This window comes from Pseudomonas sp. VA159-2 (assembly GCF_024126635.1).
GTDB classification, from domain to species: Bacteria; Pseudomonadota; Gammaproteobacteria; order Pseudomonadales; family Pseudomonadaceae; genus Aquipseudomonas; species Aquipseudomonas muyukensis.
In genome coordinates this window covers 191,474-217,126 of sequence record NZ_JAMYBV010000008.1, presented here as the reverse complement: position 1 = coordinate 217,126, position 25,653 = coordinate 191,474, and the positions used below count along the sequence as shown (strand labels likewise).

Genomic DNA, 25,653 nt, shown 5'->3' with positions numbered 1-25,653 from the left:
GAACCTGCCATGACTGCCATCGATACCGCCCGCCCGCCCCGGTTCAGCCGCGGCGACCACCGAACCCTGGGTCTGGCGGCACTGGGCGGCGCCCTGGAAATCTACGATTTCATCATCTTCGTATTCTTCGCCCTGACCCTCAGCCAGCTGTTCTTCCCGCCCGAGATGCCCGAGTGGCTGCGCCTGCTGCAGAGCTTCGGGATCTTCGTCACCGGCTACCTGGCGCGGCCACTGGGCGGCATCCTCATGGCGCATTTCGCCGATCACCTGGGGCGCAAGCGGGTGTTCAGCCTGAGCATCCTGATGATGGCCCTGCCGTGCCTGCTGATCGGGGTGATGCCGACCTATGCCGACATCGGCTATGCCGCGCCGCTGATCCTGCTGGCGTTGCGAATCCTGCAAGGCGCTGCGGTCGGCGGCGAGGTGCCCAGTGCCTGGACCTTCGTCGCCGAGCATGCGCCGGCGGGGCGGCGGGGCTATGCACTGGGCTTCCTGCAGGCCGGGCTGACTTTCGGCTACCTGCTCGGAGCGCTGACCGCAACCTTGCTGGCGCAACTCTACACGCCCCAGGAAATTCTCGATTACGCCTGGCGTTATCCGTTCCTGCTGGGTGGCGTGTTCGGTGTGATTGGTGTCTGGCTGCGTCGCTGGTTGGGTGAAACGCCGGTGTTCCTGGCCCTGCGCGAGCGCCAGCAACAGCCGGTGGCATTCCCCTTGCGCAGCGTGCTGGCCGAGCATCGCCGAGCGCTGATCCCGGCGGCGCTGCTGACCTGCGTGCTGACGTCGGCGGTGGTGGTGCTGGTGGTGATCACCCCGACGGTGATGCAGCAGCGTTTCGGCATGACAGCCGGGCACACCTTCGCCTTGAGCAGCGTGGGCATCGTCTTTCTAAATATCGGCTGTGTGCTGGCCGGGTTGCTGGTGGACCGCATCGGCGCCTGGCGCGCGTTGATGCTGTACAGCCTGCTGTTGCCGTTGGGTATCGGCGTGTTGTACGCCAGCCTGGTCGGGCAGTGGGGCATGACTTGGCTGGCCTACGCCCTGGCGGGGCTGTGCTGCGGGGTGGTGGGGGTGGTGCCGTCGGTGATGGTCGGGCTGTTCCCGGCGCAGATCCGCGTGTCGGGGATCTCCTTCACCTACAACGTTGCTTATGCGTTGTGGGCGAGCACTACACCGCTGGCGCTGATTGCGCTGATGCCGTGGAGCCCGTGGGTGTGTGTCGGATTTTGTCTGATCATGGGTAGCGTGGGGTTGCTGACGGCGTTGTATTTCGCGCGTCGCGAGCCGTTGGTCTTCGCAGCGGAGCCTGTGCCGATCATGTGTGGTGACAAATGAGCCGATAACGGCTGGCGGGTGGTGGGGCAGACTTCCGGGTGGTGGCTATTGGGAATCCCTATTAGCCTAACCTTAAAGGTTAATTTCTCATGGAAAAGAGAACGCCGCATTGCCCGTTGGAGCGGGTACGAGTTCTGCTGAGGGAGGGGAAGGTGCGCTCGACACGAGCCGCGATTCAGGGCGCCCACAAGCTGGGCCTTCGACCTCGACAGATCCTCGATGTCATTCAAGCGCTATCGCCTTCTGATTTTTATAAGAGCATGACGACCTATCAGGACCACAGGGTTTGGCAGGACGTTTATCACCGACCGACCGAGCTCGGCTGGATTTACGTGAATTTAACGGTCGTCGATGACGTGCTGGTCGTGTCTTTCAAGGAGCTTTGAAATGAAATGTCCAGTGTGTGGAGGCGCGGAACTGATTGCCCAGTATCAGGACATGCCTTATCGCTATAAGGGCCAAGATACGGTGATCCCCGATGTGTTCGGGAATTATTGCCCGGATTGCGGCGAAGCGGTGCTGAGCATGGAAGAGGCGGAGCGCATAAGCGATCTGATGCAGGCATTCGACCGGCAGATCAATGCCGCGGTTATCGATCCGGGTTTCATCGTGGCCGTACGCCGAAAGTTCGATCTGGACCAGCGTGAGGCCGGTGAAATCTTCGGCGGTGGCGTCAATGCCTTTTCCCGCTATGAAAACGGCAAGACCCAACCACCGGTCGCGCTGATCAAGCTGCTCAAGCTACTTGACCGCCACCCCGAACTGTTCGAGGAAGTACGCAGCGCCTGAGACGAAAAAGCCCCCGGGCCGGATGGCCAGGGGGCATTTCGTTGCTATCAGGGCAGGGCTTACATGTTCGGGTAGTTCGGCCCGCCCGCGCCTTCAGGGGTGACCCAGGTGATGTTCTGGGCTGGGTCCTTGATGTCGCAGGTCTTGCAGTGCACGCAGTTCTGCGCGTTGATCTGGAAGCGCTTGTTGCCGTCTTCCTGGGTGACCACTTCGTACACGCCGGCCGGGCAGTAGCGCTGCGCCGGTTCGTCGTACAGCGGCAGGTTGCTGGCGATCGGGATATTCGGGTCGGTCAGCTTCAGGTGGCAGGGTTGTTCCTCTTCATGGTTGGTGCTGGAGAGGAATACCGAGCTGAGCTTGTCGAAGCTGAGCTTGCCGTCCGGTTTCGGGTACTCGATTTTCTGCGAGTCGGCGGCGAGCTTCAGGCAGGCGTAGTCCGGCTTGGTGTCGTGCAGGGTGAACGGCAGCTTGCCGCCGAACCAGTTCTGGTCGACATAGTTGAACGCAGCGCCCAGCAGCGGGCCGAACTTGTGCATCGCCGGGCCGAAGTTGCGGCTGGCGAACAGTTCTTCGTACAGCCAGCTGGCCTTGAACGCGCTGACATAGCCATTGAGCTGGTCGCCACCCTCGCTGCCGGCGATCAGGGCATCGGCCACCGCGTCGGCGGCGAGCATGCCGGATTTCATCGCGGTGTGGCTGCCCTTGATCTTGGCGAAGTTCAGGGTGCCCAGGTCGCAGCCGATCAACGCGCCGCCGTTGAACACCATCTTTGGCAGCGAGTTGAAGCCGCCTTTGCAAATGGCGCGGGCACCGTAGCTGATGCGCTTGCCGCCTTCGAGGTACTGACTCATCACCGGGTGGTGCTTGAGGCGCTGGAACTCGTCGAACGGCGAAAGGTAAGGGTTGGCATAAGACAGGTCGACGATCAGGCCGACCACCACCTGGTTGTTCTCCAGGTGATAGAGGAACGAGCCGCCGGTATTGTCCTTGCTCATCACGTCCAGCGGCCAGCCAGCGGTGTGCACCACCAGGCCTTGCTCGTGCTTGGCCGGGTCGATTTCCCAGATTTCCTTGAGGCCGATGCCGTAGTGCTGCACATCGGCTTCGTTGTCCAGGTCGAAGCGCTTGATCAGCTGCTTGCCGATGTGGCCGCGGCAGCCTTCGGCGAACAGGGTGTACTTGGCGCGCAGTTCCATGCCCGGGGTGTACAGGCCGTCCTTCGGGTTGCCTTCGCGGTCGACGCCCAGGTCGCCGGTGACGATGCCGCGGACCACGCCGTTTTCATCGAACAGCGCCTCTTGCGCGGCGAAGCCCGGGTAGATTTCCACGCCCAGGTTCTCGGCCTGCTGGGCCAGCCAGCGGCACAGGTTGCCCAGGGAAATGATGTAGTTGCCCTGGTTGTGCATGGTCTTGGGCACGAACAGGTCGGGGACCTTGGTCGAACTGGCGGCATCCTTGAGTACATAGATGTCGTCGCGCTTGACCTCGGTGTTCAGCGGCGCGCCTAGCGCTTTCCAGTCGGGGAACAGTTCGTTCAGCGCGCGCGGTTCGAACACCGCGCCGGAGAGAATGTGGGCGCCGACTTCGGAGCCTTTCTCGACCACGCAGACGCTGATCTCGCTACCGGCTTCGGCGGCCTTCTGCTTCAGGCGGCAGGCGGCAGACAGGCCCGCCGGGCCTGCGCCGACGATGACCACGTCGAATTCCATGTATTCGCGTTCCACAGGTTCTCTCCTACTCAAGGCTCATCGCTGTTGCTTGTCTTTTATGGGTGTTCACGGTCACGCGCGGCATGCAGGTGCTGTAGCTTCGCAGGTGACGGACTACACCGTCTTGTCTTGGCCGCGCATTATATCTACACCACTTGGCGGGTCCAATACAAACGTTTGTTTGAATTTGCCGGAGGCCCGTAGAATCACAGGTAGGCGGCTGGAGGCTGGCCAATTTGCCGTATTGACCGGATTGGGTGTTACGGTCAAGATACGAGCGCTTTCGCGTTCGCCGTAGGCTGACCGTCGGGCGCAGGTGCACCCCTAAAGACCAGGCGTGGAGCAAGGTTTACGGGCCGAATCGGGTGTTGTAGTGGAGTCTACACGCCGCGACAGGAAATGACCCGCGGGTTTTGCCCGGTAAAGGTCGCAACAGGACTGATCGGTCACTTGAACCTTGCCGGTGTCGACACGTTTTTAGAGGTGCCCTTGTACCCACGCGCATTCGCCGGGCAGTCCCCAGGCGATCTTCTTTTCACCGGAGAGTAACGAGGAATCCATGAAGGTTCTTGTAGCTGTCAAACGAGTGGTCGACTACAACGTCAAGGTTCGCGTCAAGGCGGACAACTCCGGCGTCGACCTTGCAAACGTCAAGATGTCCATGAACCCCTTCTGCGAAATCGCCGTGGAAGAAGCCGTGCGCCTCAAAGAGAAGGGCGTGGCGAGCGAAATCGTCGTCGTCAGCATCGGCCCGACCGCGGCGCAGGAGCAACTGCGTACCGCCCTGGCCCTGGGCGCCGACCGTGCCATCCTGGTCGAGGCCGCCGACGAGCTGAACTCGCTGGCCGTGGCCAAGGCGCTGAAAGCCGTTGTCGACAAGGAGCAGCCGCAGCTGGTGATCCTCGGCAAGCAGGCCATCGACAGCGACAACAACCAGACCGGCCAGATGCTGGCCGCGCTGACCGGTTTCGCCCAGGGCACCTTCGCCTCCAAGGTCGAAGTGGCAGGTGACAAGGTCAACGTCACCCGTGAAATCGACGGCGGCCTGCAGACCGTCGCGCTGAACCTGCCGGCGATCGTCACCACCGACCTGCGCCTGAACGAGCCGCGCTACGCGTCGCTGCCGAACATCATGAAGGCCAAGAAGAAGCCGCTGGAGACCCTGACTCCGGACGCGCTGGGCGTATCCCTCGCCTCCACCAACAAGACCCTGAAAGTCGAAGCGCCGGCTGCCCGCAGCGCCGGTATCAAGGTCAAGTCGGTGGCCGAACTGGTCGAGAAGCTGAAGAACGAAGCGAAGGTAATCTAAATGACTATCCTGGTTGTCGCTGAACACGAGAACGGTGCCGTAGCCCCGGCCACCCTGAACACTGTCGCCGCTGCCGCCAAGATCGGTGGTGATATCCACGTGCTGGTCGCAGGCCAGAACGTCGGTGGCGTCGCCGAGTCCGCCGCCAAGATCGCAGGCGTTGCCAAGGTGCTGGTCGCCGACAACGCGGCCTATGCCCACGCCCTGCCGGAAAACGTCGCGCCGCTGCTGGTCGAGCTGGCCAAGGGTTACAGCCACGTGCTGGCCCCGGCCACCACCAACGGCAAGAACATCCTGCCGCGGGTAGCCGCGCTGCTGGATGTCGACCAGATCTCCGAGATCATCGCGGTCGAGTCCGCCGACACCTTCAAGCGTCCGATCTACGCCGGCAACGCCATCGCTACCGTGCAGTCGAACGCTGCGGTCAAGGTCATCACCGTGCGCACCACCGGCTTCGACGCCGTGGCCGCCGAAGGTGGCTCGGCCGCTGTCGAAGCTGTCGCTGCCGCTCACGATGCCGGCAAGTCGGCCTTTGTCGGCGAAGAGCTGGCCAAGTCCGATCGCCCTGAGCTGACCGCCGCCAAGATCGTCGTTTCCGGCGGCCGTGGCATGGGCAACGGTGACAACTTCAAGCACCTCTACGCCCTGGCCGACAAGCTCGGCGCGGCGGTCGGCGCCTCGCGCGCCGCGGTCGACGCAGGCTTCGTGCCGAACGACATGCAGGTCGGCCAGACCGGCAAGATCGTCGCGCCACAGCTGTACATCGCCGTTGGTATTTCCGGCGCGATCCAGCACCTGGCCGGCATGAAGGACTCGAAAGTGATCGTCGCGATCAACAAGGACGAAGAGGCGCCAATCTTCCAGGTTGCCGACTACGGCCTGGTCGCCGACCTGTTCGAAGCGGTACCGGAGCTGGAAAAGCTGGTCTGATCCGCCTGCTTCACTTATAAAGAACCCGGCCCGCCCTTGGCGGTCCGGGTTTTTTCATGGCTGTCGTTGCGCAGGTGGGGAGTGGTTGCATGGTGTTTCGTTCGAGCAAGGGGATGCTGGCCTGCGCCTTGGCGCTGCTGTCGAGCCCGGTATGGGCATTGGGCAAATGCGAAACCCTGGTGGCCACCGGCAGCCCGGATGCGCCGCCGTATTCCTGGCAGGACCCGCAAGACCCGAAGCACCTGATTGGCGCCAATGTCGACTTGTTGCGCCAGGTGGCCGATGAATTGGGCCTGAAGGTCGAGGTGCTGCACGCCGGCAAGCGCGAACAGGCGCTCGACGAGGTGCGCAGTGGGCGCATCGACCTGCTGCTCGATACGCCGATGCAGGTCGCTCAGTTGACCGCCCTGGACTATATCCATCCGGCCTTGCAGCTCAACGAATACCTGGTCTGGACCCGCCACGACGCGGTACTGGAGTTCAACGGCCCGGCCGATCTGGCCCAATACCGCGGCGGGCTGTCGGACAAGGCGCGGCTGACGCCGGCCTTCGAGGCTTTCGCCAAGGCCCAGCTGAAGCTTGCGCCGGCGCAGAACCTTACCCAGGCGTTCCAGAAACTGGTGCTCGGCCAGGTCGACTATGTGCTTGCCGGCCGTTACTCCGGCATGGCCATGGCCCAGAGCCTGGGGGTGAGCGACGACCTGATCGCCCGGGGCTTGCCGGTGGACCGGCCAGGCCTGTACCTGGCGGTGTCGCATAACTCGGCATGCAACGACAGCTGGTTGCGCGGACAACTGGCGAAAAAGCTGACAGAATTGCCGATCTCCGGGGCGAGCGAGGCTGTGCTGCAGCGCAATGTAGAGCGCTGGAAAGCGCAGATGCAGGCGTCGCAGGGCGCCCCCAAACAGTAGGAAGAGTGCGTGAGAACCCAACCCCTGATGCTTGCCCTGGCCATGCTTGGCCTGGCCGGTTGTGCCAACGATCCGGCACCTAATGAACAGTTGCGCCTGTCCGAGCAGGCCCTGGAGCAGGCCAAGGCCGTCGGTGCCACCGAACAGGTGGTGGAATTCAAACTGGCCGAAGACAAGCTGGCCCGCGCCAAGAGCAACATGCTCAGCGAGCGCTACCGTGATGCGCGCATGCGTGCCGAGCAGGCTGAGCTGGATGCGCGCCTGGCCGAGGCGCGGGTGCTGAATCAGAAGAGCGAGGAGCAGCTGCAGGTCATGCAGTCGCGTATCAAGCGCCTGCGCAAGCAATTGGAGGTGCAGCCATGAGCCGCCTCAAGCCCATTGCCCTGGCGCTGTTGGCCCTGGCCGGCCTGCAGGGGTGCGCCAGCCAGCGCAGCGAGTCGTCGCTGGAAGATGCCAGTGCGGCGTTCCAGAAGGTCAAGGACGACTCCGATGTGTTGCGCAGCGCGCCGCGCGACGTAATTCGTGCGGGTGAATCCTTGGGGCGTGCCGAACGCCTGGCCGGCTATGTAGGCACCGGCAGCGACGTACGCCACTACGCTTATCTGAGCCAGCGCTACAGTGAGATCGCCCGCGAACACGCCAACCTGGCATTGAGCCAGGAGCGCCTGAGCAAGCTCGACCTGGAGCGCCAGCGCCTGCAACTGGCGCTGCGCGAGGCCAAGCTGGCCAGCGTGCAGCAGCAGGGCAAGTTCGTCGAGGCGCAAATCGCCGCGCTGGCCTCCGAGCAGACCGATCGTGGCCTGGTGATGACCTTGGGCGATGTGCTGTTCGACACCGGCCAGGCGGAGCTGAAGAACTCGGCAAGCCGCACGGTGCTCAAGCTGGTGCAGTTCCTTCAGCTCAATCCGCGGCGGGTGGTGCGGATCGAGGGCTATACCGACAGCACGGGGGCGTCCGAGGACAACCTCAAGCTGTCCCGGGATCGAGCCCAGGCGGTGGCCGATATGCTGGTCGACCTGGGTGTCGACGAAAAGCGTATCCAGGTCGAGGGCTATGGCGACCAGTACCCGGTGGAGGCCAATGCTTCGGAGCGGGGCAGGGCGCAGAATCGTCGGGTCGAAATCGTTTTCTCCGACGACAAGGGCAAGCTCGCCCCGGCGCGATGAGTCCTTTGCCGAGGCGTCGGAGCGGCCGGAAAGGGTCGCCAGGCGCCCGGCCAGTCCAAGTCGACCGCCAATTCCCAACACCTTGAAAGGGATGGCGCTCCAGGTGCAAGCAGGCCCGCAGCGGTCGGCATCGGCCCGACCTCTGCGCGCGTGTTTTCTGCCTGGAAAGAGCGTCATGCGGGCGGGGCGAACGAGTCCCCCTGCTTGTAGCTACGCGCGCGATAGTTGAGCGGGCGCAAGATACGGGGGAAACCCGCCAGCCAGGCACTCGTATCTACCTCTTGTTTGGCGGTTTATCGCCATGTCTTCCAGCGCTTCGCCCCAGCAACAGGGGCCAAAACCGGTTGGCACGATCTTCGCTGTCGCCCCCGCGTCAACACCCTCAACCGGAAAGATCCAATGAAGAAATTCCTGCTGACGCTCCTGTGCCTGGGCGTCATCGGTTGCTCCAAGCCCGCCGCCCCGGAAAAGACCGTCGATGTCCTGCTGATCGGCGGCGGTATCATGAGCGCAAGCCTCGGTACCTACCTCACCGAGCTGGAGCCTGCGTGGAAAATCGCCGCCTACGAGCGCCTGGGCCAGGTCGCCGAGGAAAGCTCCAATGCCTGGAATAACGCTGGCACCGGTCATTCGGCCTTCTGCGAGCTGAACTACACCAGCCTCGCCGAGGACGGCAGCATCGATATCAGCAGGGCCGTCACGGTCAATGAACAGTTCGAGGTGTCCAAGCAGTTCTGGGCCTACCAGGTCGAGCAGGGCGTTCTGAGCAACCCGCCTTCGTTCATCAACAACGTGCCGCACATGAGCTTTGTCTGGGGCGATGAAAATATCGCCTTCCTGCACAAGCGCGTCGCGGCGCTGCGGCACAGTTCACTGTTCCGCGGCATGGAAATTACCGAGGATCATGAGCAGATCCGCAAGTGGGCACCGCTGGTGATGGAAGGCCGTGATCCCGGGCAGCAGGTCGCCGCCACGCGGATGGCCATCGGTACCGACGTCAACTTCGGCGAGATCACCCGCCAGCTGTTCGCCTCGATGACCCGCAACCCCAACGTCACGCTGCACCTGGGCCATGAAGTGCGCGAGATCAAGCGCAACGACGACGGTAGCTGGCACGTGGTGGTGGCGGACTTGGCCAAGGGCGGCCGTGAAGCGGCAGTGAAGGCGCGCTTCGTCTTCATCGGTGCTGGTGGCGGCGCCCTCAAGCTGCTGCAGAAGTCCGGCATCCCCGAAGCAGAAGGTTATGCCGGCTTCCCGGTCGGCGGCCAGTTCCTGATGACCGACAACCCGGACCTGGTGGCCCGCCACCAGGCCAAGCTGTACGGCAAGGCGTCGGTCGGCGCGCCGCCGATGTCGGTGCCGCACCTCGACACGCGGATGATCGATGGCAAGCAGGTGCTGCTGTTCGGTCCGTTCGCGACGTTCTCCACCCAGTACCTCAAGCATGGCTCGCTACTGGACATGTTCGCCGCGCTGACCACCCACAACATCGGCCCGCTGCTGCATGCCGGTCTCGACAACGTTGACCTCGGCAACTACCTGATGGGCCAGTTGACGCTGAATTTCGATGACCGCATGGCAGCGTTGCGCGAGTACTTCCCCAACGCCAAGGGCGAGGACTGGAAACTGCTGCAGGCCGGCCAGCGCGTGCAGGTGGTCAGGAAAGACCCGGTACACGGTGGTGTGTTGCAGTTCGGTACCGAGGTGGTAGCCGCGCAGGATGGCAGCATCGCCGCGCTGCTGGGCGCCTCGCCCGGCGCCTCGACCGCTGCGCCAATCATGCTTGGCGTGCTGGAGAAGGCCTTCAAGGACCGTATCAATACCCCGGCATGGCAGGCCAAGCTCAAGGAAATTCTGCCAAGCTACGGCCAGCAGCTGAACAACGACCTCGAGCTGACCAACAAGGTTCGCGAATGGAGCAGTGCGCGGCTGCAACTGCTGCACGTACCGGTACTGCCGGAAGCTTGATGCCGCAGGCAACAAAAAGCCCGCGCGAGGCGGGCTTTTTGTTGGATGTGGTCGGAGAGACAGGATTCGAACCTGCGGCCTTCTCGTCCCGAACGAGACGCGCTACCTGGCTGCGCTACACTCCGATGTCCGAAATGCTACTGCATCGATTTTTTCAACGCAACCCCTTGTTGCAAAAAGGAGTTGCGCCGAAAAAGGCCTGGATCACAGCTCCTTGACGGTACGGATCTGGTCCTTGTTGATGCGCGCGCGCTTGCCGTCGAGCTGCTCGAATTCGTAGAAGCCGGAGTCGTCATCGTACTTCGGCGTGTCCACCGCCTGGATTTCGCGACCGTCGTTCAGGGTAATGACGGTAGGCGAGGCGCAGCCGGCGAGGGCGCCCAGGCCCAGGGCAAGCAGGAAGGCGGGTAGGGTCCGTTGGATCATCGTGTTTCTCCAGTGCAATGGTGCTAGATGACATTAAGACGCAGGGCGTCCACGCAAGTTCCTTGCAAAGTGCAGCATAGCGCCATCGCCGGGGCATTGACCAAGAACAAGGCCGCGTTCGTTGGCGCTGGCCTGTGATATAACAACGCACATTCCCCCCGCGTGACGGACCCCCATGAAAGCCAAGGCTGATACCCCCTTCGTGCCGCTGAACATTGCCGTGCTCACGGTCAGCGATACCCGCACCTTCGACACCGATACCTCCGGCCAACTGTTCGTCGATCGCCTGAGTGCCGCGGGCCACCGCCTGGCGGCGCGGGTGCTGCTCAAGGACGACCTGTACAAGATCCGCGCCCAGGTTGCGACCTGGATCGCCGATGACCAGGTGCAAGTGGTGTTGATCACCGGCGGTACTGGCTTCACCGGCCGCGACAGCACCCCGGAAGCCGTGGCCTGCCTGCTGGACAAGCAGGTCGAGGGCTTCGGCGAGCTGTTCCGGCAGATCTCGGTGGCCGACATCGGCACCTCCACCGTGCAGTCCCGTGCCCTGGCCGGCCTGGCCAACGGCACCCTGGTCTGCTGCCTGCCGGGCTCGACCAACGCCGTGCGTACCGGTTGGGATGGCATCCTCGCCGAGCAGCTGGACGCCCGCCACCGGCCGTGCAATTTCGTCCCGCACCTGAAGCAGGCAGCGGCCTGTGACAGCCGTGGTTGAGGTGGCCCGGCCCCTGATGCCGGTTGAACAGGCCCTGGAGCGCCTGCTGGCGCTGGCCGACAAGGCGCCCATCGGCGAGACCGAACACGTAGCGCTGGCCGAGGCCGAAGGGCGGGTCCTGGCCCATGAGCTGGTAGCCGGCCTCGACCTGCCGCCCTGGCCGAACAGCGCCATGGACGGCTATGCCCTGCGCCTGGCCGACTGGCACGGCGAGGCGCTGCCAGTGAGCCAGCGTATCTTCGCCGGGCATGCGCCACAGCCCCTGGAGCCTGGTACCTGCGCACGGATCTTCACCGGCGCGCCGCTGCCGGAAGGCGCCGACTGCGTCGAGATGCAGGAAAACACCGAGGTGCTCGCCGATGGCCGGGTGCGTTTCCTCGAAGCCTTGGCGGCGGGGCAGAACGTTCGCCCCAAGGGGCAGGAAACCCGTGTTGGCGAACAGGTGATGAGTGCTGGCACGCGGCTTGGGCCGATCCAGCTCGGGTTGGCCGCGACCCTGGGCTTCGGTACGCTTGAAGTGCGGCGCCGACCCCGGGTGGCGGTGCTGTCGACCGGCGATGAACTGGTCGAGCCAGGCCTGGCACTGGGGCCTGGGCAGATCTACAACAGCAACCGACGCCTGCTGGTCAGCTGGCTGCAACGCCTGGGCTGCACGGTAATCGACGCCGGCATCCTTGCGGACGATCTGGAGCGCACCCGCCAGTGCCTGGCCGGGTTGGACGATGTCGACCTGATCCTGTCCACCGGTGGCGTGTCGGTGGGCGAAGCTGATTTCCTCGGCCTGGCCCTGCGCGAGGCCGGTGAGCTGGCGCTGTGGAAGCTGGCGATCAAGCCGGGTAAGCCGCTGACCGTCGGCCATTATCAGGGTGTGCCGGTGATCGGTCTGCCGGGCAACCCGGCCTCGACCCTGGTCACCTTCGGCCTGCTGACCCGGCCCTACTTGCTGCGCCGACTGGGTGTGGCCCATGTCGCACCACTGCGCTTCAGTGTGCCGGCGGGCTTCGACTGGCCCAAGGCCGGAACACGCCGCGAGTACCTGCGGGCGCGCATCGAGGACGGTCGCGTGCGCGTCTACAAGAACCAGAGCTCCGGCGTACTGCGCAGCGCGGCATGGGCCGATGGCGTGGTGGAAGTGCTTGAAGGCACGACGCCGCAACAGGGCGATGCGGTGGCCTTCATCCCGTTCAGCGAGTTACTTGGCTAGCGCGCCGGCGGCCGCGGCGCCGGCCGGTGCCAGCTGGGTCAGGCGCATGTGCACGTTCTCCAACTGCTGGGCGGCGACGCTCCAGTCATGCCGCTGGCGGGCGAACTGGCGCCCGGCCTCGCTCAGTTGGCACATGCGCCATGGCTGGTTGAGCAGTTGGGTGACCAGCAGTGCCAGTTGGCCGCTGTCGTCGCTGCCCAGGTAATGCTCGCCGTTGTTCATGGCCAGGCCGGAGGCACCCTTGCTGGTGGTGATCACCGGCAGCCCGGCGGCCATGGCCTCGAGGATCTTCACCTTGGAACCGCCGGCATGGCGCAGCGGCGCGAAGAACAGCGCCGAGCGCCGTTGCAGCTCGCGCAGGTCGGGACGATAACCCACCCATTCGATGCGCGGGTCGTTCCAGTGCAGCTTCCAGCTGGCTGGCAGGGCGTGACCGGCAATGGCCAGGCGCACCGCCGGATTGCTCATCCACACCTGGGGCAGAATCTCCTCCAGCGCCCATTCGATGGCCTCCAGGTTGGCGCCGTACTCGAAGTTGCCGACGAACAGCAGGCGCTGGCTGTGCGGGGTGGGGCGTACATCCTGGTAGTGGTCGCAGTCCACGCCATTGACCACCACGTTCACCGGGCGTCCGCTGATCTGGCCGATCAGCTCGGCGTCGTGGGTGCTGACCGCTACCACCTCGGTGGGCTGGCGCAGCACCCGTTGCTCCCAGCGCCGGTAGCGCCAGCGGTCGAAAGCGTTCAACGGGCGTAGCCACAGGGGCAGGCGGTCATGGCAGGCGGCCCCCATCACCGATTCCAGGTAATGCTCGCTGAGCATGTAGGGCAGGCCGCGGGCCTGCAAGGCCTTCTCGAACGGCTGGAAACTGTAGCTGTGCTCGATCTGGATCACGTCCCAGGGTTCGTCCAGCAGTTGCTCGAAGCGGTGCCGCAGGCAGGGCGCCAGGCCGTTGATAATGGCGCGCATGGGGTAGTCGATGATCGGCGAGGCCAGCAGGTTGAGCGGGCTGTGCAGTGCCCGCCGGGGCAGCACGATCAAGCGTTCGACGAAGGGGGCCAGGGCCTCGCGCGCAGCCTCGCCCAAGGGGACTTTGGACTGCACCAGCAAGGTGATCCGGTGGCCGTGCTGGGCCAGGGCGCGCAGCAGGTAATATTGCCGGGTCTTGCTGCCGCTGGTGGTTGGCCAGGGCAGGTAGGGCAGGGTCCAGAGTATGCGCATGAGCCGGAGTCCTCGCGGTTGGCCGGTTGTCGGCCCTGGATGGCAAGGCGCGCCCACTGGCCGTCACCCGAGGGCGGTGGCCGGGGCGCGTCCATAGATATCAGTAAAGCGTACGATGTCGTCTTCGCCCAGGTACTCGCCGCTCTGCACCTCGATCATTACCAGGTCGATCACCCCCGGGTTGGTCAGGCGATGGCTGCGGCCGGGCTTGATGAAGGTGGACTCGTTGGTGTCCAGCAAGAACTCCTCCTCGCCGTTGGTCACGCAAGCCATGCCGCTGACCACGATCCAGTGCTCGCTGCGGTGGTGATGCATCTGCAACGACAACGATTCGCCGGGGCGCACCCTGATGCGCTTGATCTTGAACCGCGGCCCTTCCTCGAGCACGGTGAACAGGCCCCAGGGACGAGTCACGGTACGGTGCAGGCGATAGGCATCATGGCCCTGACGCTTGAGCTGCTGGGCGATCAGCTTGACCTCCTGGCTGCGCGCGGCGTCGGCGATCAGCAACGCGTCAGGGGTGTCGATGACGATCAGGTTGTCCAGGCCCACGGCGCCGACCAGGCGCCGGGGCGCATCGATGTAGCAGTTGCTGACGTCGTGCAGCACGGCTTCGCCGTTGCACTGGTTGCCTTGCTCGTCGGCCGGGCGCAGCTCGCGTACCGCTTCCCAGCTGCCGATGTCGCGCCAGCCGATGTCGCAGGGCACCACGGCCACTTGGCGGGAACGCTCCATCAGCGCGTAGTCGATGGACAGGTCGGGGGCTTGGGCGAAGTGCTCGGCGTCCAGTTCCACCTGCAGGTCGCCAGCACCTGCCTTGACCTGGCTGGCCTCCAGGCATTGGTCCATGCTGAGCATGACCTCGGGTGCGTGGGCCTGCAGTTCGCTCAGCAAGGTGCCGACGCGCAGGCAGAACATGCCGGCATTCCACAGGTGCCGACCGTCTTTCAGATAGCCGAGCGCCGTGTCGGCGTTGGGCTTTTCGACGAAACGCGCAACCTGATAGGCATGCTCGTTGAGCGCTTGGCCCTGTTCGATGTAGCCAAAGCCGGTCTCGGCGCGTGTCGGCAGCAGGCCGAAGGTGGTCAGCCAGCCCTGGCAGGCCAGTTGCCGGGCGTGTTCGACGGCCTGGTGGAAGGCATCCTGGTCCTGCACCAGGTGATCGGCGGGCAGTACCAGCAGCAGGCTGTCCTCGCCGTACCGGCGGGCACAGTGCAGGGCTGCCGCGGCGATGGCTGGGGCGGTGTTGCGGCCGAAGGGTTCGAGGATGAAGTCCAGCGCCAGGCCCTGGGTGCCAAGCTGGCGATATTCGTCCTGGGTGCGGAAGTAGCTATCGCGGTTGGTCACCGTGAGCAGGCGTTCCACGCCAGGCAGGGCGCGGGCCCGGCTGAAGGTTTTCTGCAGCAGGCTCATGCCGTCGGGCAAGCGCATGAACGGCTTGGGCATGGCCTCGCGGGACACCGGCCACAATCGGGTGCCGGCACCGCCAGCGATGATGCAAGGGATCAGGACGCTCATAGTCACAGTCTCGAATCGGGGCGCTGTCGCGCAGCGCAAATACAAGGGAATCACGACCTGTCAGGTATTCGATGACAGAAAGTCAATAAAATGACTTTTACGAGCGGCATCGTCCATGAAGGCCAAATATTTGTCGAATGATGCACCTGTGGCCGCTACCTTTCAATGGTGGTTGTAGGAATTCGCGCTGTTGGGTGTGGGTTGTGGAGCAATCTGCACGCTTGAGTTGTCGAGATTGCGGTAGGGCTTTTCCAACAACAGGGAGCATGACGATGCAGCATTCCAAGGCACTGCTGATCCTGCATGGCAAGCAGGCCGGCAACGACGAAGTGCGCCTGGCGGTGGGCCAGTTGCGCGAGCGGGGCTGGACCCTGGACGTGCGCCTGACCTGGGAGGCCGGTGATGCCCAGCGCCTGGTCGAGGAGGCCTTGGTCGCCGGTTATGGTCATGTGGTGGCCGGTGGTGGCGACGGCACCTTGCGCGATGTCGCCGAAGCCATGGGGCAGGCGGCGACCGAGGCTAGCCTGGTGTTGTTGCCGCTGGGCACGGCCAATGATTTCGCCAGGGCCGCTGGCGTGCCGCTAACGCCACAGGCGGCGCTGGACTTGCTGGAGCAGCCGGCACAGGCTATCGACCTGGGGCGGGTGGGTGACCAGTTGTTCCTGAACATGGCCACCGGCGGCTTCGGCAGCCAGGTGACCGCCAATACCTCGGAAGACCTGAAGAAGGTCTTGGGCGCGGCGGCCTATCTGTTCACCGGCCTGTCACGTTTCAGTGAACTGCAAGCCGCCTCGGTGGAGCTGCAAGGGCCGGATTTCCACTGGCAGGGGGAGTTGCTGGCGTTGGGTATCGGCAACGGCCGCCAGGCCGGGGGTGGCCATGTGCTGTGCCCGGAGGCCAAGGCCGATGATGGCTTGCTGGATATCGGCATCCTGCCGGCGCCGCAAGAGATGGCCGGCGCGCTGCGTGACCTGCTGGCCGGCGAGGGCCTGTTCGTGCGGGCGCGGCTGCCATGGGTGGAGATCAAGAGCGCCCAGGGTCTGGACATCAACCTCGATGGCGAGCCCTTGCAGGCCGACAGCCTGCGCTTCGAGGCGGTGCACCGCGCCTTGCGCGTGCACCTGCCGGCGGACTCGCCGCTGCTCAGTCGTCCAGGCTGATGATCCGTTCGCGCACGGCGAACAGCACCAGGCCCGCCACGTCGTAGATCTGCAGGCGCTTCATGATCTGCGAGCGATGGGTTTCAACGGTCTTGATCGACAGCCCCAGGCCGCTGGCGATCTCACGGGTGGACTTGCCGCGCACGATCAGGCGCAGGATTTCCAACTGGCGCGCCGTCAGGTTGTGGCGGTCGTCGCTGGGCTGCTTGCCGCTCTGGGCGCGCAGCAATGCCTGGTTGATCACGGTGTGGGCGATGGCCGGGCTCAGGTAGCGCTCGTCGCTGCGCAATGCCGCCAGGGCCTGCTCCAGCTCGGTGGCGGTGGTGTCCTTGAGCAGGTAGCCGTGGGCGCCGCTTTCCAGGGCACGCATGATCAGGTCCGGGTCGGTGTGCATCGACAGGATCAGCACCTTGCACAGGCAACCGTTTGCGCGCAGTTGCGTGAGGGCGTCCAGGCCGCTGGTGGTGCGCATGGAAATATCCAGCAGGACGATGTCCGGATCCAGGCGCAGGACATGCTCGAGCAACTGGCCACCATCATCGGCTTCGCCGATCACGGTGTAGCCGGGAATGTCCGAGACCAATGCCCGCACGCCTGCGCGAATCAGGGAATGGTCGTCTACCAGCAGTAATCTACAGGTCATCGGGGGCAGGGGTCCTGGCGCGTTCCTGGCTGCGTGGCGGCCAGGGGAAAAGTACATCGATTCGGGTGCCCTGGCCGGGCTGGCTGGTGATGCTCAGGCTGCCTTGCAGGGCGGTCACCCGTTCCTGCATGCCGGCCATGCCGCGCTGGCCGGCGTCGGCCGGGGCCGGCTCTGGCACGAAGCCGTCGCCATCGTCCTGGATCGACAGGGCCAGGCCTGCCGGCGTGCGCTGCAGGCGAACCAACAGGTTGCGCGCGCTGGCATGGCGCAGCATGTTGGTGACCGCTTCCTGGGTAATGCGGAACGCGGCCATGGCCACATCGTCGTTGATGCCGCCCAGGCGCTGCTGGCATTCCAGGCTCCAGTGCACCTCGGTGTTTTCCAGGGTGCGCAGCAGGTGCGCGCGCAGGCTCGCCTCCAGGCCCAGGCTGGCCAGCTGGCGTGGATTGAGGATGGCCGAGACGTCGCGGACGTTGCCCAGGGTCTGCTCCAGGGTGCTGCGCAGGGTCGCGCAATGCGCTTGCAGCTCTGTCGGTACCCGGCGTTGCAGCCAGTCGACCTGAAGCTTGGCGGCAGTAAGGAGCTGGCCGATGTCATCGTGCAGTTCGCGGCTCAGGCGCTGGCGTTCGCTCTCCTGGACCTGGAGCATGCGGGTGGCAAGTTCCGCCGGGCGCAGGTTGATCGAGCGCGCCCAGTGCCGCAGGTGCCAACCCGCGCCGATCATGGCCGCCAGTTGCAGCAGCAACAGGCTGGCCGAGAGCGGCAGGGTTTGCAGGTAGCACACCAGGTTCGCCACCAGCGAGGCGACGCACAGCAACACTGTCGTCCAGCGCAGCAGGGCAACTCTGGAGCGGCAACGCTGGAGAAACTTCAAGCGTGGGAGCATAGATAGGGAAGCCACTGAGTTATTGCTGATGAAAGCATTGCACATGCCCAACCCGGGTGACTGACGTCCCGTTTTGCATAAAGCACTGGGGGCGCAACCAATCGCCCGCTGTTCAACGGTGCGCATGTTCGAAAGCGCGCATGTTATCACTTCGATTGAATTTGGTCGCGCAGGGATAACTGCTTGAAACCTCGGATTTTCCGGGCTGTGGCGAATCGAATGGGCGGGTGTGAGGCTAGCAGAGTGCCATTATTAAATGATGTTTCCAAAGTGGCTGGATCAACTAAGAATCAACGCCGGAAAAACATTTTGAAAAACTTGAGTCAACTTGGCAAGTTGTGGCGCCTTATTTGTCGCGGGTCACTCGCTTAGTGCGGGCGCTCAGGTAGGGCCGGGGCGTGTGGGCTCTGTCGGTCGCCGGGGTGCGGGTGGGTGCAAAGGCTGCCCGTCGCATGGCACGGCGCGCACAATTGTCCACCCGGTTGCCCCAGCAGGCCGGCCAGTTCGCCCAGCAGCAGTTGCTGTTCCTCGGGGTCCATGTCCAGCCGGCCGCAGTGCGGGTCGACCAGCTCCAATTGCCAGGCCAGCAGGGTCAAGCAGGCTGCCAGCGCCGGCAGGGCGGGGCCGTGCAGGTGTTGTTGGGCGCAGGCGGGGGCCAGCAATTGCTGCAGGGTGCGCGTGTAGTGGGCGACTTCGACCAGGCCAAGTGCGTCGGCGCGCATGGCCAGGGTGTCGAGGCTTTCGTTGAGGCAGTGGCAGGCGTCGGCGTCGTTGTCGATCAGTTCCAGGTGCAGCAGGCACTCCTGGGCCCTGGCCAGCAAGACCTGCGCATCTTGCAGGAAGTCCTGCACGGCGCCGTTGTGCAGTGGCGTGCTATCCATCATGGCTCCCCGGCGTCAGGGATTGGCCACACCAAGATGATCGCTAGCAAAAGCCTGACTCCGTTCATGCATTGAGAATGGCGTCACATTAATGGCTAATGGATATCGCGAACATCAGGTTGCACCCGATTGCTACTAGGGGTTTCCCTGATGCAGATTCAGGTGGGCTGCTCGTCGGGGGGGGGGGGCGCAAGGTCGGCGTGGCAGCAGTAAAGCATGATGGTAAAATGATATCAATCACCCTGCATGGCTTTTTCCATCAGGGGTCAAGCTGGGGCAGCTTCCGCCGATACAGGGCTGATGCAACCACTTTTTCCGACTCAAGCCTGGGGGCTGTGCAATGGCAGGCATTCTCGACACGGTAGACCAACGTACGCAACTGGTGGGTGAGAACCGCCTGGAAATTCTCATGTTCCGCCTGGCCGGCCGCCAGTTGTTCGCCATCAACGTCTTCAAGGTCCAGGAGGTGCTGCAACTGCCCAAGCTGACCCTGATGCCACAGCGCCACGCCTTCGTCTGCGGGGTGGTCAACCTGCGTGGCCAGACCCTGCCGGTGATCGACCTGTCCCAGGCGATCGGCATGCGCCCACTGCAACCTGGGCCGGACAGCACCATCATCGTCACCGAATACAATCGCTCGGTGCAGGCCTTCCTGGTGGGTGGCGTCGACCGCATCGTCAACATGAACTGGGAAGCCATCATGCCGCCGCCGACCAGCGCCGGCCGCCAACACTACCTCACGGCGATCACCAAGGTCGACGAGAAGCTGGTGGAAATCATCGATGTGGAAAAGGTACTGGCCGAGATCGTGCCTTACAGCGCCAAGGTCTCGCGCGACAAGCTCGAGGACCCGCTGCTGGCCCGCGCGCGCGGCCGCGAAGTGTTGCTGGTGGACGACTCCAGCGTGGCCCTGGCGCAGCTGCGTGAAACCCTGTCGCAACTGGGGGTGAAGCTGCATACGGCCAGCGACGGCCTCAAGGCGCTGCGCCTGCTCAAGGGCTGGGCCGATGCTGGGGAGGATGTCTGCGAAAAACTGTTGATGGTCTTCACCGATGCCGAAATGCCCGAGATGGACGGCTACCGGCTGACCACCGAAATCCGCAACGACCCGCGCCTGCGTGGCCTGTACGTGGTGCTGCACACCTCGCTGTCGGGCAGCTTCAACGAATCGATGGTGAAGAAGGTCGGTTGCGACAACTTCCTTTCCAAGTTCCAGCCGGATCGCCTGGTGGAGGTGGTGCGCCAGCGCTTGAGCCTGGATCACGCCGCAGTGTAATCGCCGCCCGCCTGCGTATAAGCTTGGCGTTTCGACTGGCGCAAGGCGGGCAAGCATGTTTCTGAGCGCGTTGTATCGTTATCCGGTGAAGTCGGCGCAGGCGCAGAGCCTGTCGGCATCGCCCGTGGGCAACATGGGGTTGGACGGTGACCGGCGCTGGCTGGTGGTGGAGGCGGAGAATGGCCGCTTCCTCACGCAGCGGGCCTGGCCACGGCTCGGACAGATCAGCGCCAGCTATGGCGCCGAGGGTCAGTTACTGCTGGCCGCGCCGGGGCAGGCCGCGCTGGAAGTGCCGGTGCCGGGCGCCGATGACGACCTGCGCGGCGTCACCATCTGGCGTGACACGTTGCGCGTGCCCGATGCGGGCGATGCGCCAGCGGCCTGGCTCAGCGAGCTGCTGGGCAAGGCGGTGCGGCTGGTGCATTGCCCGCAGCAACGGGCCCGCTACCTGCCCAGCGGCTATGGCCTGAACAGCGACCGCGCGGCATTTCCCGATGGTTTTCCGTTGCTGCTGATTGGCCAGGCTTCACTGGACGAGCTCAGCCGTCGGGTTGGTCGGCCGATGGAGATGCTGCGTTTTCGTCCCAACCTGGTGGTCGAAGGCGCCGAAGCGTTCGCCGAGGACCGCTGGAGGCGCATTCGCATCGGTGGCATGACCTTTCGTGTGCTCAAGCCGAGCGTGCGCTGCATCCTCACCACCCTCGACCCTGCCACCGGCGAGCGCAGCGCCGACCGGGAACCCTTGACCACCCTCAAGACATTCCGCGAGCGGGAAGGGGATGTGCTGTTTGGCCAGAACCTGGCAGTGGATGGCGAGGGTGAGCTGAAGGTGGGGATGGCGGTTGAGGTTGTCGAGTAGGGCAAGGTGTTGGGCGATAGTCTTGCCGTGCTCTTGAGATCGAGCGCCGCCCGCGCGGCGCTCGATCCGATAGGTGCTACAGCGTTTACGGTGAACGATCACATATCGTCGAAATACCGCTCATGCCAATCCACCAGCGGTTGCGGTGAATTGAGCTTCTGCCCATAGATGACCGAATACGACAGCACGTTCTGCACGTACTGGCGGGTCTCGTCGAACGGAATCGACTCAACCCACACATCGAAGCTCAGGTGCTTGGCGCCCTTGAGCCACTGGCGCACCCGGCCTGGGCCGGCGTTGTAGGCCGCCGAGGCCAGTACCCGGTTGCCGTTGAACTGGCTGTGCACCTGGCTCAGGTAGGCGGCGCCGAGCTGGATGTTCTTGTCCGGGTTGAGCACCTGTGCCGGCGAGGCCAACGGGATGCTGAACTTGCGCGCGGTCTCCTTGGCGGTGCCCGGCATCAGCTGCATCAGGCCGCTGGCGCCGACGCTGGAGCGGGCATCCTCCATGAAGGCGCTCTCCTGGCGGGTAATGGCGAACACCCAGCTCGAATGCAGGCCGCGAACCTTGGCCTCGCGCACCAGGGTGTCGCGGTGGGCCATGGGGAAGCGGATATCCAGGTCGTCCCAGTACTGCGCCTGGCTGATGGTGCGAATGGCCGGGAAGTACCAGCGCATGTCGTAGGCCAGGCGCGCCTGGGCGACCATCTCGTCACGGTTGAAGTGGCGGCTGACGTGGTACCACTCGCGGCGGCCCTCGACGATCTGGCCGCGGGCATGGAACTCCAGGGCGCGGCGCACACCGGGGGTGTTGCGCACCTTGTTGATCACCGCCTGACTCAGCATCAGCGGCTTGTTGTTCAGCTGGTAAGGAGTCTGCGCCCGGTCCGCGGCGAGGAAGCCGTAGAAGTCGCGTTCGCGGGCCACGGTCTTGTACAGCAGCGGAATTTGCGGGTTGTTCGGTTGCGCCAGCTCCAGGCTGCGCGCCTGCCAATATTTCCAGCGGTTGCTACTGGCCAGGTCCTGGGGCAGGCGCTGGGTCAGCTCGTAGGCGTCTTCCCAGCGGCCCAGGCGCAGCAGCAGGCGCATGCGCCATTCGCTGACGGTGTTGTCGCGCAGCTCGGGGTCGTAGCGGGTCATCAGCTCGAGGGCGCGCGGGTCGTAGCGGCGGGCCAGGGTCAGGCCGATCTCGCGGGCGATGGCGACTTTCTCGTCGCGGGAGAAGTGCATGCGCTGGGCGTAGTCGTCGAGCAGCGCCATGGCCTGTTCGGGATTCTGCCGGGCCAGGCGGCGCAAGCCAAGGCTGACCACGTCCGACATGGCCTCGTTGACCGGGGTGAAGCGCGAGGGCTGGTTGAGCAGCTCTGGCTTTTGCGCCACGTCGAGCAGCAGCTTGCCTTGCGGACCGAGGGTGGGGAGGGTTTTCACCAGGTTGTTGGCCAGGCCGTAGTTGCGCGCCTGGGCCGCCAGTTTGGCGCGCTGCCAGCGCTTGGCCTCGGTCAGCTGGCCTTCGGCGGCCCACAGCGCGAACAGGGTGTCGCAGGCGGTGGGCTGCGACTTGCCGACGTTCCACAGTTTTTCCGCCGTGGCGAAGCCTTCGGCGCGCAGGCCGTGGCTGAGCTGGTACTGGCCGTTGAGGCAGTCCAGTTCGGTGAAGTTCAGCTTCGGGTCATAGTACTTGGTGAAAGTGTTCCATTCGCCGCGCTCGGCCAGCCAGCGCAGCCAGCGCAGCTTCATCCAGTTGGCCTGGGGCAGGTCGCCATGGGCGGCGAGGAAACCTTCGATCTCCTGGTTGCTGGCGTTTTTCAGGCGCGCGGTCAGTTCGTCGTAGGTCAGGTATGGCGTCAGTGGGTAGTCGCGTAGCGCCTGGGCGTAGCGCAGGTACGGGCCCTTGTCGCCCTTGGCCAGGGCGCGCTTGGCCTCGTCGTAGTACTGGCGTTGTTGGCTGAGGTCGGCGGCCTGTGCGGCACTCGCGGCGGTGGCGGTGAGCAGCAGGGCGGAAGCAAGTTGTAACAGGCGGCTGCGCATGATACGTCCGGGCAGTTGAACCAGTGAGAGTGACGGCGGAGCCAGCACTGTTGGGTATTACTGCCTAGCTTAGCCGGTTGCCGGGGAGCGGTGAAAGCACTGTGCTTGTATCGAGTTGTTATCCGACGCCGGGCAGCGGGAAACGTGTCGCTGATGCCGTGGCGGGGCAAGTCAGGTAGAATGCGCGCCCGGTTTTTGGAGAAGATCATGACCCTGCTCAAATTAAGCGATGTGTCCCTCGCATTCGGCGCCATGCCGCTGCTGGACAAGGTTTCCTGGCAGATCGCCCGAGGCGAGCGGGTGTGCATCATCGGCCGCAACGGCACGGGCAAGTCGAGCATGCTGCGCCTGGTCAAGGGCGAGCAGAAGCCTGACGACGGCGATATCTGGCGTGCCCCAGGGCTGAAGATCGGCGAGTTGCCGCAGGAACTGCCGGTGGCCGACGAGCGCTCCGTGTTCGACGTGGTGGCGGCAGGCCTGGACGGCGTCGGCGAGCTGCTGGCGCAATACCACCACCTGAGCCAGAACATCCACGGCGATGAAGACCTGGACAAGCTCATGCATGTCCAGCACGAGCTGGAGGCCCGTGACGGCTGGCGCTTGCAGCAGGTGGTCGAGAGCACCCTGAGCCGCCTGCAACTGCCGGCCGACAAGACCCTTGCCGAACTGTCCGGTGGCTGGCGCCGCCGGGTGCTGCTGGCCCAGGCGTTGGTGTCCGAGCCCGACCTGCTGCTGCTCGACGAGCCGACCAACCACCTGGACATCGGTGCCATCGCCTGGCTTGAAGAGGCCCTGAGCGGTTTCAACGGCGCCGTGCTGTTCATCACCCACGACCGTTCCTTCCTGCAGAACCTGGCTACGCGCATCCTCGAGCTGGACCGTGGCGGACTGATCGACTGGAACGGCGACTACGCCAGCTTCCTGGTGCACAAGGAGGCCGAGCTCGCCGCCGAGGCCACCGCCAATGCGCTGTTCGACAAGCGCCTGGCCCAGGAAGAGGTGTGGATCCGCCAGGGCATCAAGGCCCGGCGCACCCGCAACGAAGGCCGCGTGCGCGCGCTCAAGGCGCTGCGCGTCGAGCGCGGCGAGCGCCGTGAGCGCCAGGGCAAGGCCAATATCCAGATCGAGGTGGCGGACAAGTCTGGCAAGCAGGTGATGCTGCTCGAGGATGTCAGCTTCGCCCATGCCGGTGGGCCGAAACTGGTCAAGGACTTCTCCATGGTGCTGCAGCGCCAGGATCGCATTGGCCTGCTTGGTGCCAACGGCACCGGCAAGACCACCTTGCTCAAGCTGATGCTCGGCGACCTGGAGCCGACCAGCGGCAAGGTCGAGCGCGGTACCAAGCTGGAAGTGGCGTATTTCGACCAGATGCGCCACCAGCTCGACCTGGAAAAGACCGTCATCGACAACCTCGCAGAAGGCCGCGACTTCATCGAGATCGATGGCCAGAACCGCCACGTGCTCAGCTATCTCGGCGATTTCTTGTTCAGCCCGCAGCGTGCCCGTACCCCGGTCAAGGCGCTGTCCGGTGGTGAGCGCGCGCGCCTGCTGCTGGCCAAGCTGTTCAGCAAGCCGGCCAACCTGCTGGTGCTGGACGAGCCGACCAACGACCTGGATGTCGAAACCCTCGAGCTGCTCGAAGAGGTGTTGTCCAACTACAAGGGTACCGTGCTGATGGTCAGCCACGACCGGGCCTTCCTCGACAACGTGGTCACCAGCACCCTGGTGTTCGAAGGCGAAGGGCGCGTGCGTGAGTATGTCGGTGGCTACGAGGACTGGATTCGCCAAGGTGGTTCGCCCAAGCTGCTGGGCGTGACCGAGAGCAAGGGCGGCAAGTCCGAGCTCAACAGCGCGGTGGTCGAGAAGGTGGCCGAGCCGGTTGCGCCGGCCGCAGTCGCCGCGGCGCCTGACGCTTCGAAGAAGAAGCTCAGCTACAAGTTGCAGCGTGAGCTGGAAATGCTGCCGGGGCAGATCGACGCGGTGGAGCAGCGCATGGCCGAGGTGCAGGAAGAAGTGAGCGCTGCCGATTTCTATCAGCGGCCGATTGCCGAAACCTCGGCGGTGCTGGCCAAGCTCGAGAAGCTGCAAGGTGAGCTGGATGCGCTGGTGGAGCGCTGGGCCGAGCTCGAAGGCTGAGTAATGCTGTTGGCCCGTGCGCCGGCAAGCCGGCTCCTGCGAGGTTTGTGCAGGCGCCGGCTTGCCGGCGAAGCTTATTCTTTCTTCAGTAGGCGTACTGCCAGCACATCGCAAGGCGCGCCGTGCAGCACGTCGTTGGCGGTGGAGCCCAGCAGCAGGGCCAGGCCATGGCGGCCATGGCTGCCGACCACGATCAGGTCGCACTTCTGGTCCTTGGCCAGCTGGTGGATTTCCTGGCGCGGCTGGCCGTAGACCAGGTGCGAGTCGCCTTTCTTGATGTCCGGATACTTGTTGAACAGGCGCTCCATGCGTTCCTTGGCCTGGTCGAACTGTTGCTGCTGCAACTGCGACAGGTCCATCGGCACGTCGCCGCCGAAGGCCATGGCCATGGGCTCGACGATATGCACCAGGGAAACCTTGGCGCCGGTAGGTTCGGCGAGCTTCATGGCGCGCTTGATCACCGGGTCGCATTCTTCGGTCAGGTCGACAGCGACCAGAAGATGTTCGTAGGACATGTGAGTACTCCTGACAATCGCGATAGTAGAAGTATGGTCGCTTTCGTGCGGGGCGTTGGTGAAACCTGG

General features: G+C 64.4%; 24 protein-coding genes and 1 tRNA gene. 15 read left to right on the top strand and 10 right to left on the bottom strand.

The genetic code is table 11. The features are described 5' to 3' along the window. Window positions 1–9 precede the first annotated feature (9 nt). The 3 genes from NJG22_RS10690 (at window position 10) to NJG22_RS10680 (ending at window position 2,124) form a co-directional block, all read left to right on the top strand. A complete protein-coding gene (locus NJG22_RS10690; RefSeq protein WP_253094415.1) occupies window positions 10–1,335 on the top strand; it encodes an MFS transporter in 1,326 nt (441 codons plus the stop codon). 89 nt (window positions 1,336–1,424) lie between these two features. Then, on the top strand, window positions 1,425–1,721 hold the full coding sequence (locus NJG22_RS10685) for a type II toxin-antitoxin system MqsR family toxin (protein ID WP_253094413.1): 297 nt from the start codon (window positions 1,425–1,427) through the stop codon (window positions 1,719–1,721). Window position 1,722: 1 nt separating this feature from the next. Continuing rightward, a complete protein-coding gene (locus tag NJG22_RS10680) occupies window positions 1,723–2,124 on the top strand; it encodes a type II toxin-antitoxin system MqsA family antitoxin (protein WP_253094411.1) in 402 nt (133 codons plus the stop codon). Between the two features lie 59 nt (window positions 2,125–2,183). On the opposite strand, the gene NJG22_RS10675 is transcribed toward NJG22_RS10680, so the two are convergent. Then, a complete protein-coding gene (locus tag NJG22_RS10675; protein ID WP_253094409.1) occupies window positions 2,184–3,848 on the bottom strand; it encodes an electron transfer flavoprotein-ubiquinone oxidoreductase in 1,665 nt (554 codons plus the stop codon). A gap of 544 nt (window positions 3,849–4,392) precedes the next feature. Here NJG22_RS10675 and NJG22_RS10670 point away from each other — a divergent pair. The 6 genes from NJG22_RS10670 to mqo all read left to right on the top strand — a co-directional run bounded on the left by NJG22_RS10670 (window position 4,393) and on the right by mqo (window position 10,117). Continuing rightward, window positions 4,393–5,142, top strand: coding sequence for an electron transfer flavoprotein subunit beta/FixA family protein (locus NJG22_RS10670; RefSeq protein WP_134691771.1), 750 nt, complete (start codon window positions 4,393–4,395; stop codon window positions 5,140–5,142). Beyond that, window positions 5,143–6,072: an FAD-binding protein gene (locus NJG22_RS10665; protein WP_253094407.1), complete on the top strand. Its 930-nt coding sequence runs from the start codon at window positions 5,143–5,145 to the stop codon at window positions 6,070–6,072. A gap of 89 nt (window positions 6,073–6,161) precedes the next feature. Then, on the top strand, window positions 6,162–6,983 hold the full coding sequence (locus NJG22_RS10660; RefSeq protein ID WP_253094404.1) for a transporter substrate-binding domain-containing protein: 822 nt from the start codon (window positions 6,162–6,164) through the stop codon (window positions 6,981–6,983). 9 nt (window positions 6,984–6,992) lie between these two features. Then, window positions 6,993–7,346 carry a DUF4398 domain-containing protein gene (locus NJG22_RS10655; RefSeq protein ID WP_217853719.1) on the top strand — a complete coding sequence of 118 codons (354 nt, stop codon included), beginning with the start codon at window positions 6,993–6,995 and terminating at the stop codon, window positions 7,344–7,346. Further along, window positions 7,343–8,149, top strand: coding sequence for an OmpA family protein (locus tag NJG22_RS10650; RefSeq protein ID WP_253094402.1), 807 nt, complete (start codon window positions 7,343–7,345; stop codon window positions 8,147–8,149). The genes NJG22_RS10655 and NJG22_RS10650 overlap by 4 nt, the downstream gene beginning before the upstream one ends. Before the next feature lie 399 nt (window positions 8,150–8,548). Continuing rightward, window positions 8,549–10,117, top strand: a complete 1,569-nt coding sequence (mqo, locus tag NJG22_RS10645; protein ID WP_253094400.1) for a malate dehydrogenase (quinone) — start codon at window positions 8,549–8,551, stop codon at window positions 10,115–10,117. Window positions 10,118–10,165: 48 nt separating this feature from the next. On the opposite strand, the gene NJG22_RS10640 is transcribed toward mqo, so the two are convergent. Together NJG22_RS10640 and NJG22_RS10635 are read right to left on the bottom strand one after the other, a co-directional pair. Next, a tRNA-Pro gene (locus NJG22_RS10640) sits at window positions 10,166–10,242 on the bottom strand. Window positions 10,243–10,321: 79 nt separating this feature from the next. Beyond that, window positions 10,322–10,543 carry a YgdI/YgdR family lipoprotein gene (locus tag NJG22_RS10635; protein ID WP_134691765.1) on the bottom strand — a complete coding sequence of 74 codons (222 nt, stop codon included), beginning with the start codon at window positions 10,541–10,543 and terminating at the stop codon, window positions 10,322–10,324. 175 nt (window positions 10,544–10,718) lie between these two features. Here NJG22_RS10635 and moaB point away from each other — a divergent pair, with 175 nt between their 5' ends. Beyond that, window positions 10,719–11,258 carry a molybdenum cofactor biosynthesis protein B gene (gene moaB / locus NJG22_RS10630; RefSeq protein WP_253094398.1) on the top strand — a complete coding sequence of 180 codons (540 nt, stop codon included), beginning with the start codon at window positions 10,719–10,721 and terminating at the stop codon, window positions 11,256–11,258. A gap of 16 nt (window positions 11,259–11,274) precedes the next feature. Next, window positions 11,275–12,462, top strand: coding sequence for a gephyrin-like molybdotransferase Glp (glp, locus tag NJG22_RS10625; protein ID WP_253094449.1), 1,188 nt, complete (start codon window positions 11,275–11,277; stop codon window positions 12,460–12,462). Here glp and NJG22_RS10620 read toward each other — a convergent pair. Together NJG22_RS10620 and NJG22_RS10615 are read right to left on the bottom strand one after the other, a co-directional pair. After that, window positions 12,451–13,683: a glycosyltransferase family 4 protein gene (locus NJG22_RS10620; RefSeq protein ID WP_253094396.1), complete on the bottom strand. Its 1,233-nt coding sequence runs from the start codon at window positions 13,681–13,683 to the stop codon at window positions 12,451–12,453. The two genes, glp and NJG22_RS10620, sit on opposite strands and share 12 nt — an antisense overlap. Window positions 13,684–13,746: 63 nt before the next feature. Continuing rightward, a complete protein-coding gene (locus tag NJG22_RS10615) occupies window positions 13,747–15,201 on the bottom strand; it encodes a mannose-1-phosphate guanylyltransferase/mannose-6-phosphate isomerase (RefSeq protein ID WP_253094394.1) in 1,455 nt (484 codons plus the stop codon). A 272-nt stretch (window positions 15,202–15,473) separates the two neighbouring features. On the opposite strand from NJG22_RS10615, the gene yegS reads away from it, so the two are divergent. After that, on the top strand, window positions 15,474–16,361 hold the full coding sequence (gene yegS, locus NJG22_RS10610; protein WP_253094392.1) for a lipid kinase YegS: 888 nt from the start codon (window positions 15,474–15,476) through the stop codon (window positions 16,359–16,361). Here yegS and NJG22_RS10605 read toward each other — a convergent pair. From NJG22_RS10605 to NJG22_RS10595, 3 genes are all read right to left on the bottom strand, one after another. After that, window positions 16,345–17,004, bottom strand: coding sequence for a response regulator transcription factor (locus NJG22_RS10605; protein WP_253094391.1), 660 nt, complete (start codon window positions 17,002–17,004; stop codon window positions 16,345–16,347). The genes yegS and NJG22_RS10605 overlap by 17 nt on opposite strands. Then, window positions 16,994–17,890, bottom strand: a complete 897-nt coding sequence (locus NJG22_RS10600; protein ID WP_253094390.1) for a sensor histidine kinase — start codon at window positions 17,888–17,890, stop codon at window positions 16,994–16,996. Before NJG22_RS10600 ends, NJG22_RS10605 begins: the two co-directional genes overlap by 11 nt. A 368-nt stretch (window positions 17,891–18,258) precedes the next feature. Further along, window positions 18,259–18,771 (bottom strand): histidine kinase, encoded by a 513-nt coding sequence (locus tag NJG22_RS10595; protein WP_253094389.1) that lies wholly within the window; start codon window positions 18,769–18,771, stop codon window positions 18,259–18,261. Window positions 18,772–19,111: 340 nt separating this feature from the next. On the opposite strand from NJG22_RS10595, the gene NJG22_RS10590 reads away from it, so the two are divergent. Together NJG22_RS10590 and NJG22_RS10585 are read left to right on the top strand one after the other, a co-directional pair. Beyond that, window positions 19,112–20,047: a chemotaxis protein CheV gene (locus tag NJG22_RS10590; protein ID WP_134691757.1), complete on the top strand. Its 936-nt coding sequence runs from the start codon at window positions 19,112–19,114 to the stop codon at window positions 20,045–20,047. A 55-nt stretch (window positions 20,048–20,102) separates the two neighbouring features. Next, entirely contained in the window at window positions 20,103–20,906 is an 804-nt protein-coding gene (locus NJG22_RS10585; protein WP_253094388.1) for an MOSC domain-containing protein, read from the top strand. A 98-nt stretch (window positions 20,907–21,004) separates the two neighbouring features. Here NJG22_RS10585 and NJG22_RS10580 read toward each other — a convergent pair whose 3' ends face one another. Further along, window positions 21,005–22,933 carry a transglycosylase SLT domain-containing protein gene (locus NJG22_RS10580; RefSeq protein ID WP_253094387.1) on the bottom strand — a complete coding sequence of 643 codons (1,929 nt, stop codon included), beginning with the start codon at window positions 22,931–22,933 and terminating at the stop codon, window positions 21,005–21,007. 207 nt (window positions 22,934–23,140) lie between these two features. Here NJG22_RS10580 and NJG22_RS10575 point away from each other — a divergent pair, with 207 nt between their 5' ends. After that, window positions 23,141–25,069: an ATP-binding cassette domain-containing protein gene (locus tag NJG22_RS10575; protein ID WP_253094386.1), complete on the top strand. Its 1,929-nt coding sequence runs from the start codon at window positions 23,141–23,143 to the stop codon at window positions 25,067–25,069. Between the two features lie 74 nt (window positions 25,070–25,143). Here NJG22_RS10575 and NJG22_RS10570 read toward each other — a convergent pair whose 3' ends face one another. After that, complete coding sequence (locus NJG22_RS10570; protein WP_217853731.1) at window positions 25,144–25,584, bottom strand: universal stress protein; 441 nt, start codon at window positions 25,582–25,584, stop codon at window positions 25,144–25,146. Between the last annotated feature and the right edge of the window lie 69 nt (window positions 25,585–25,653).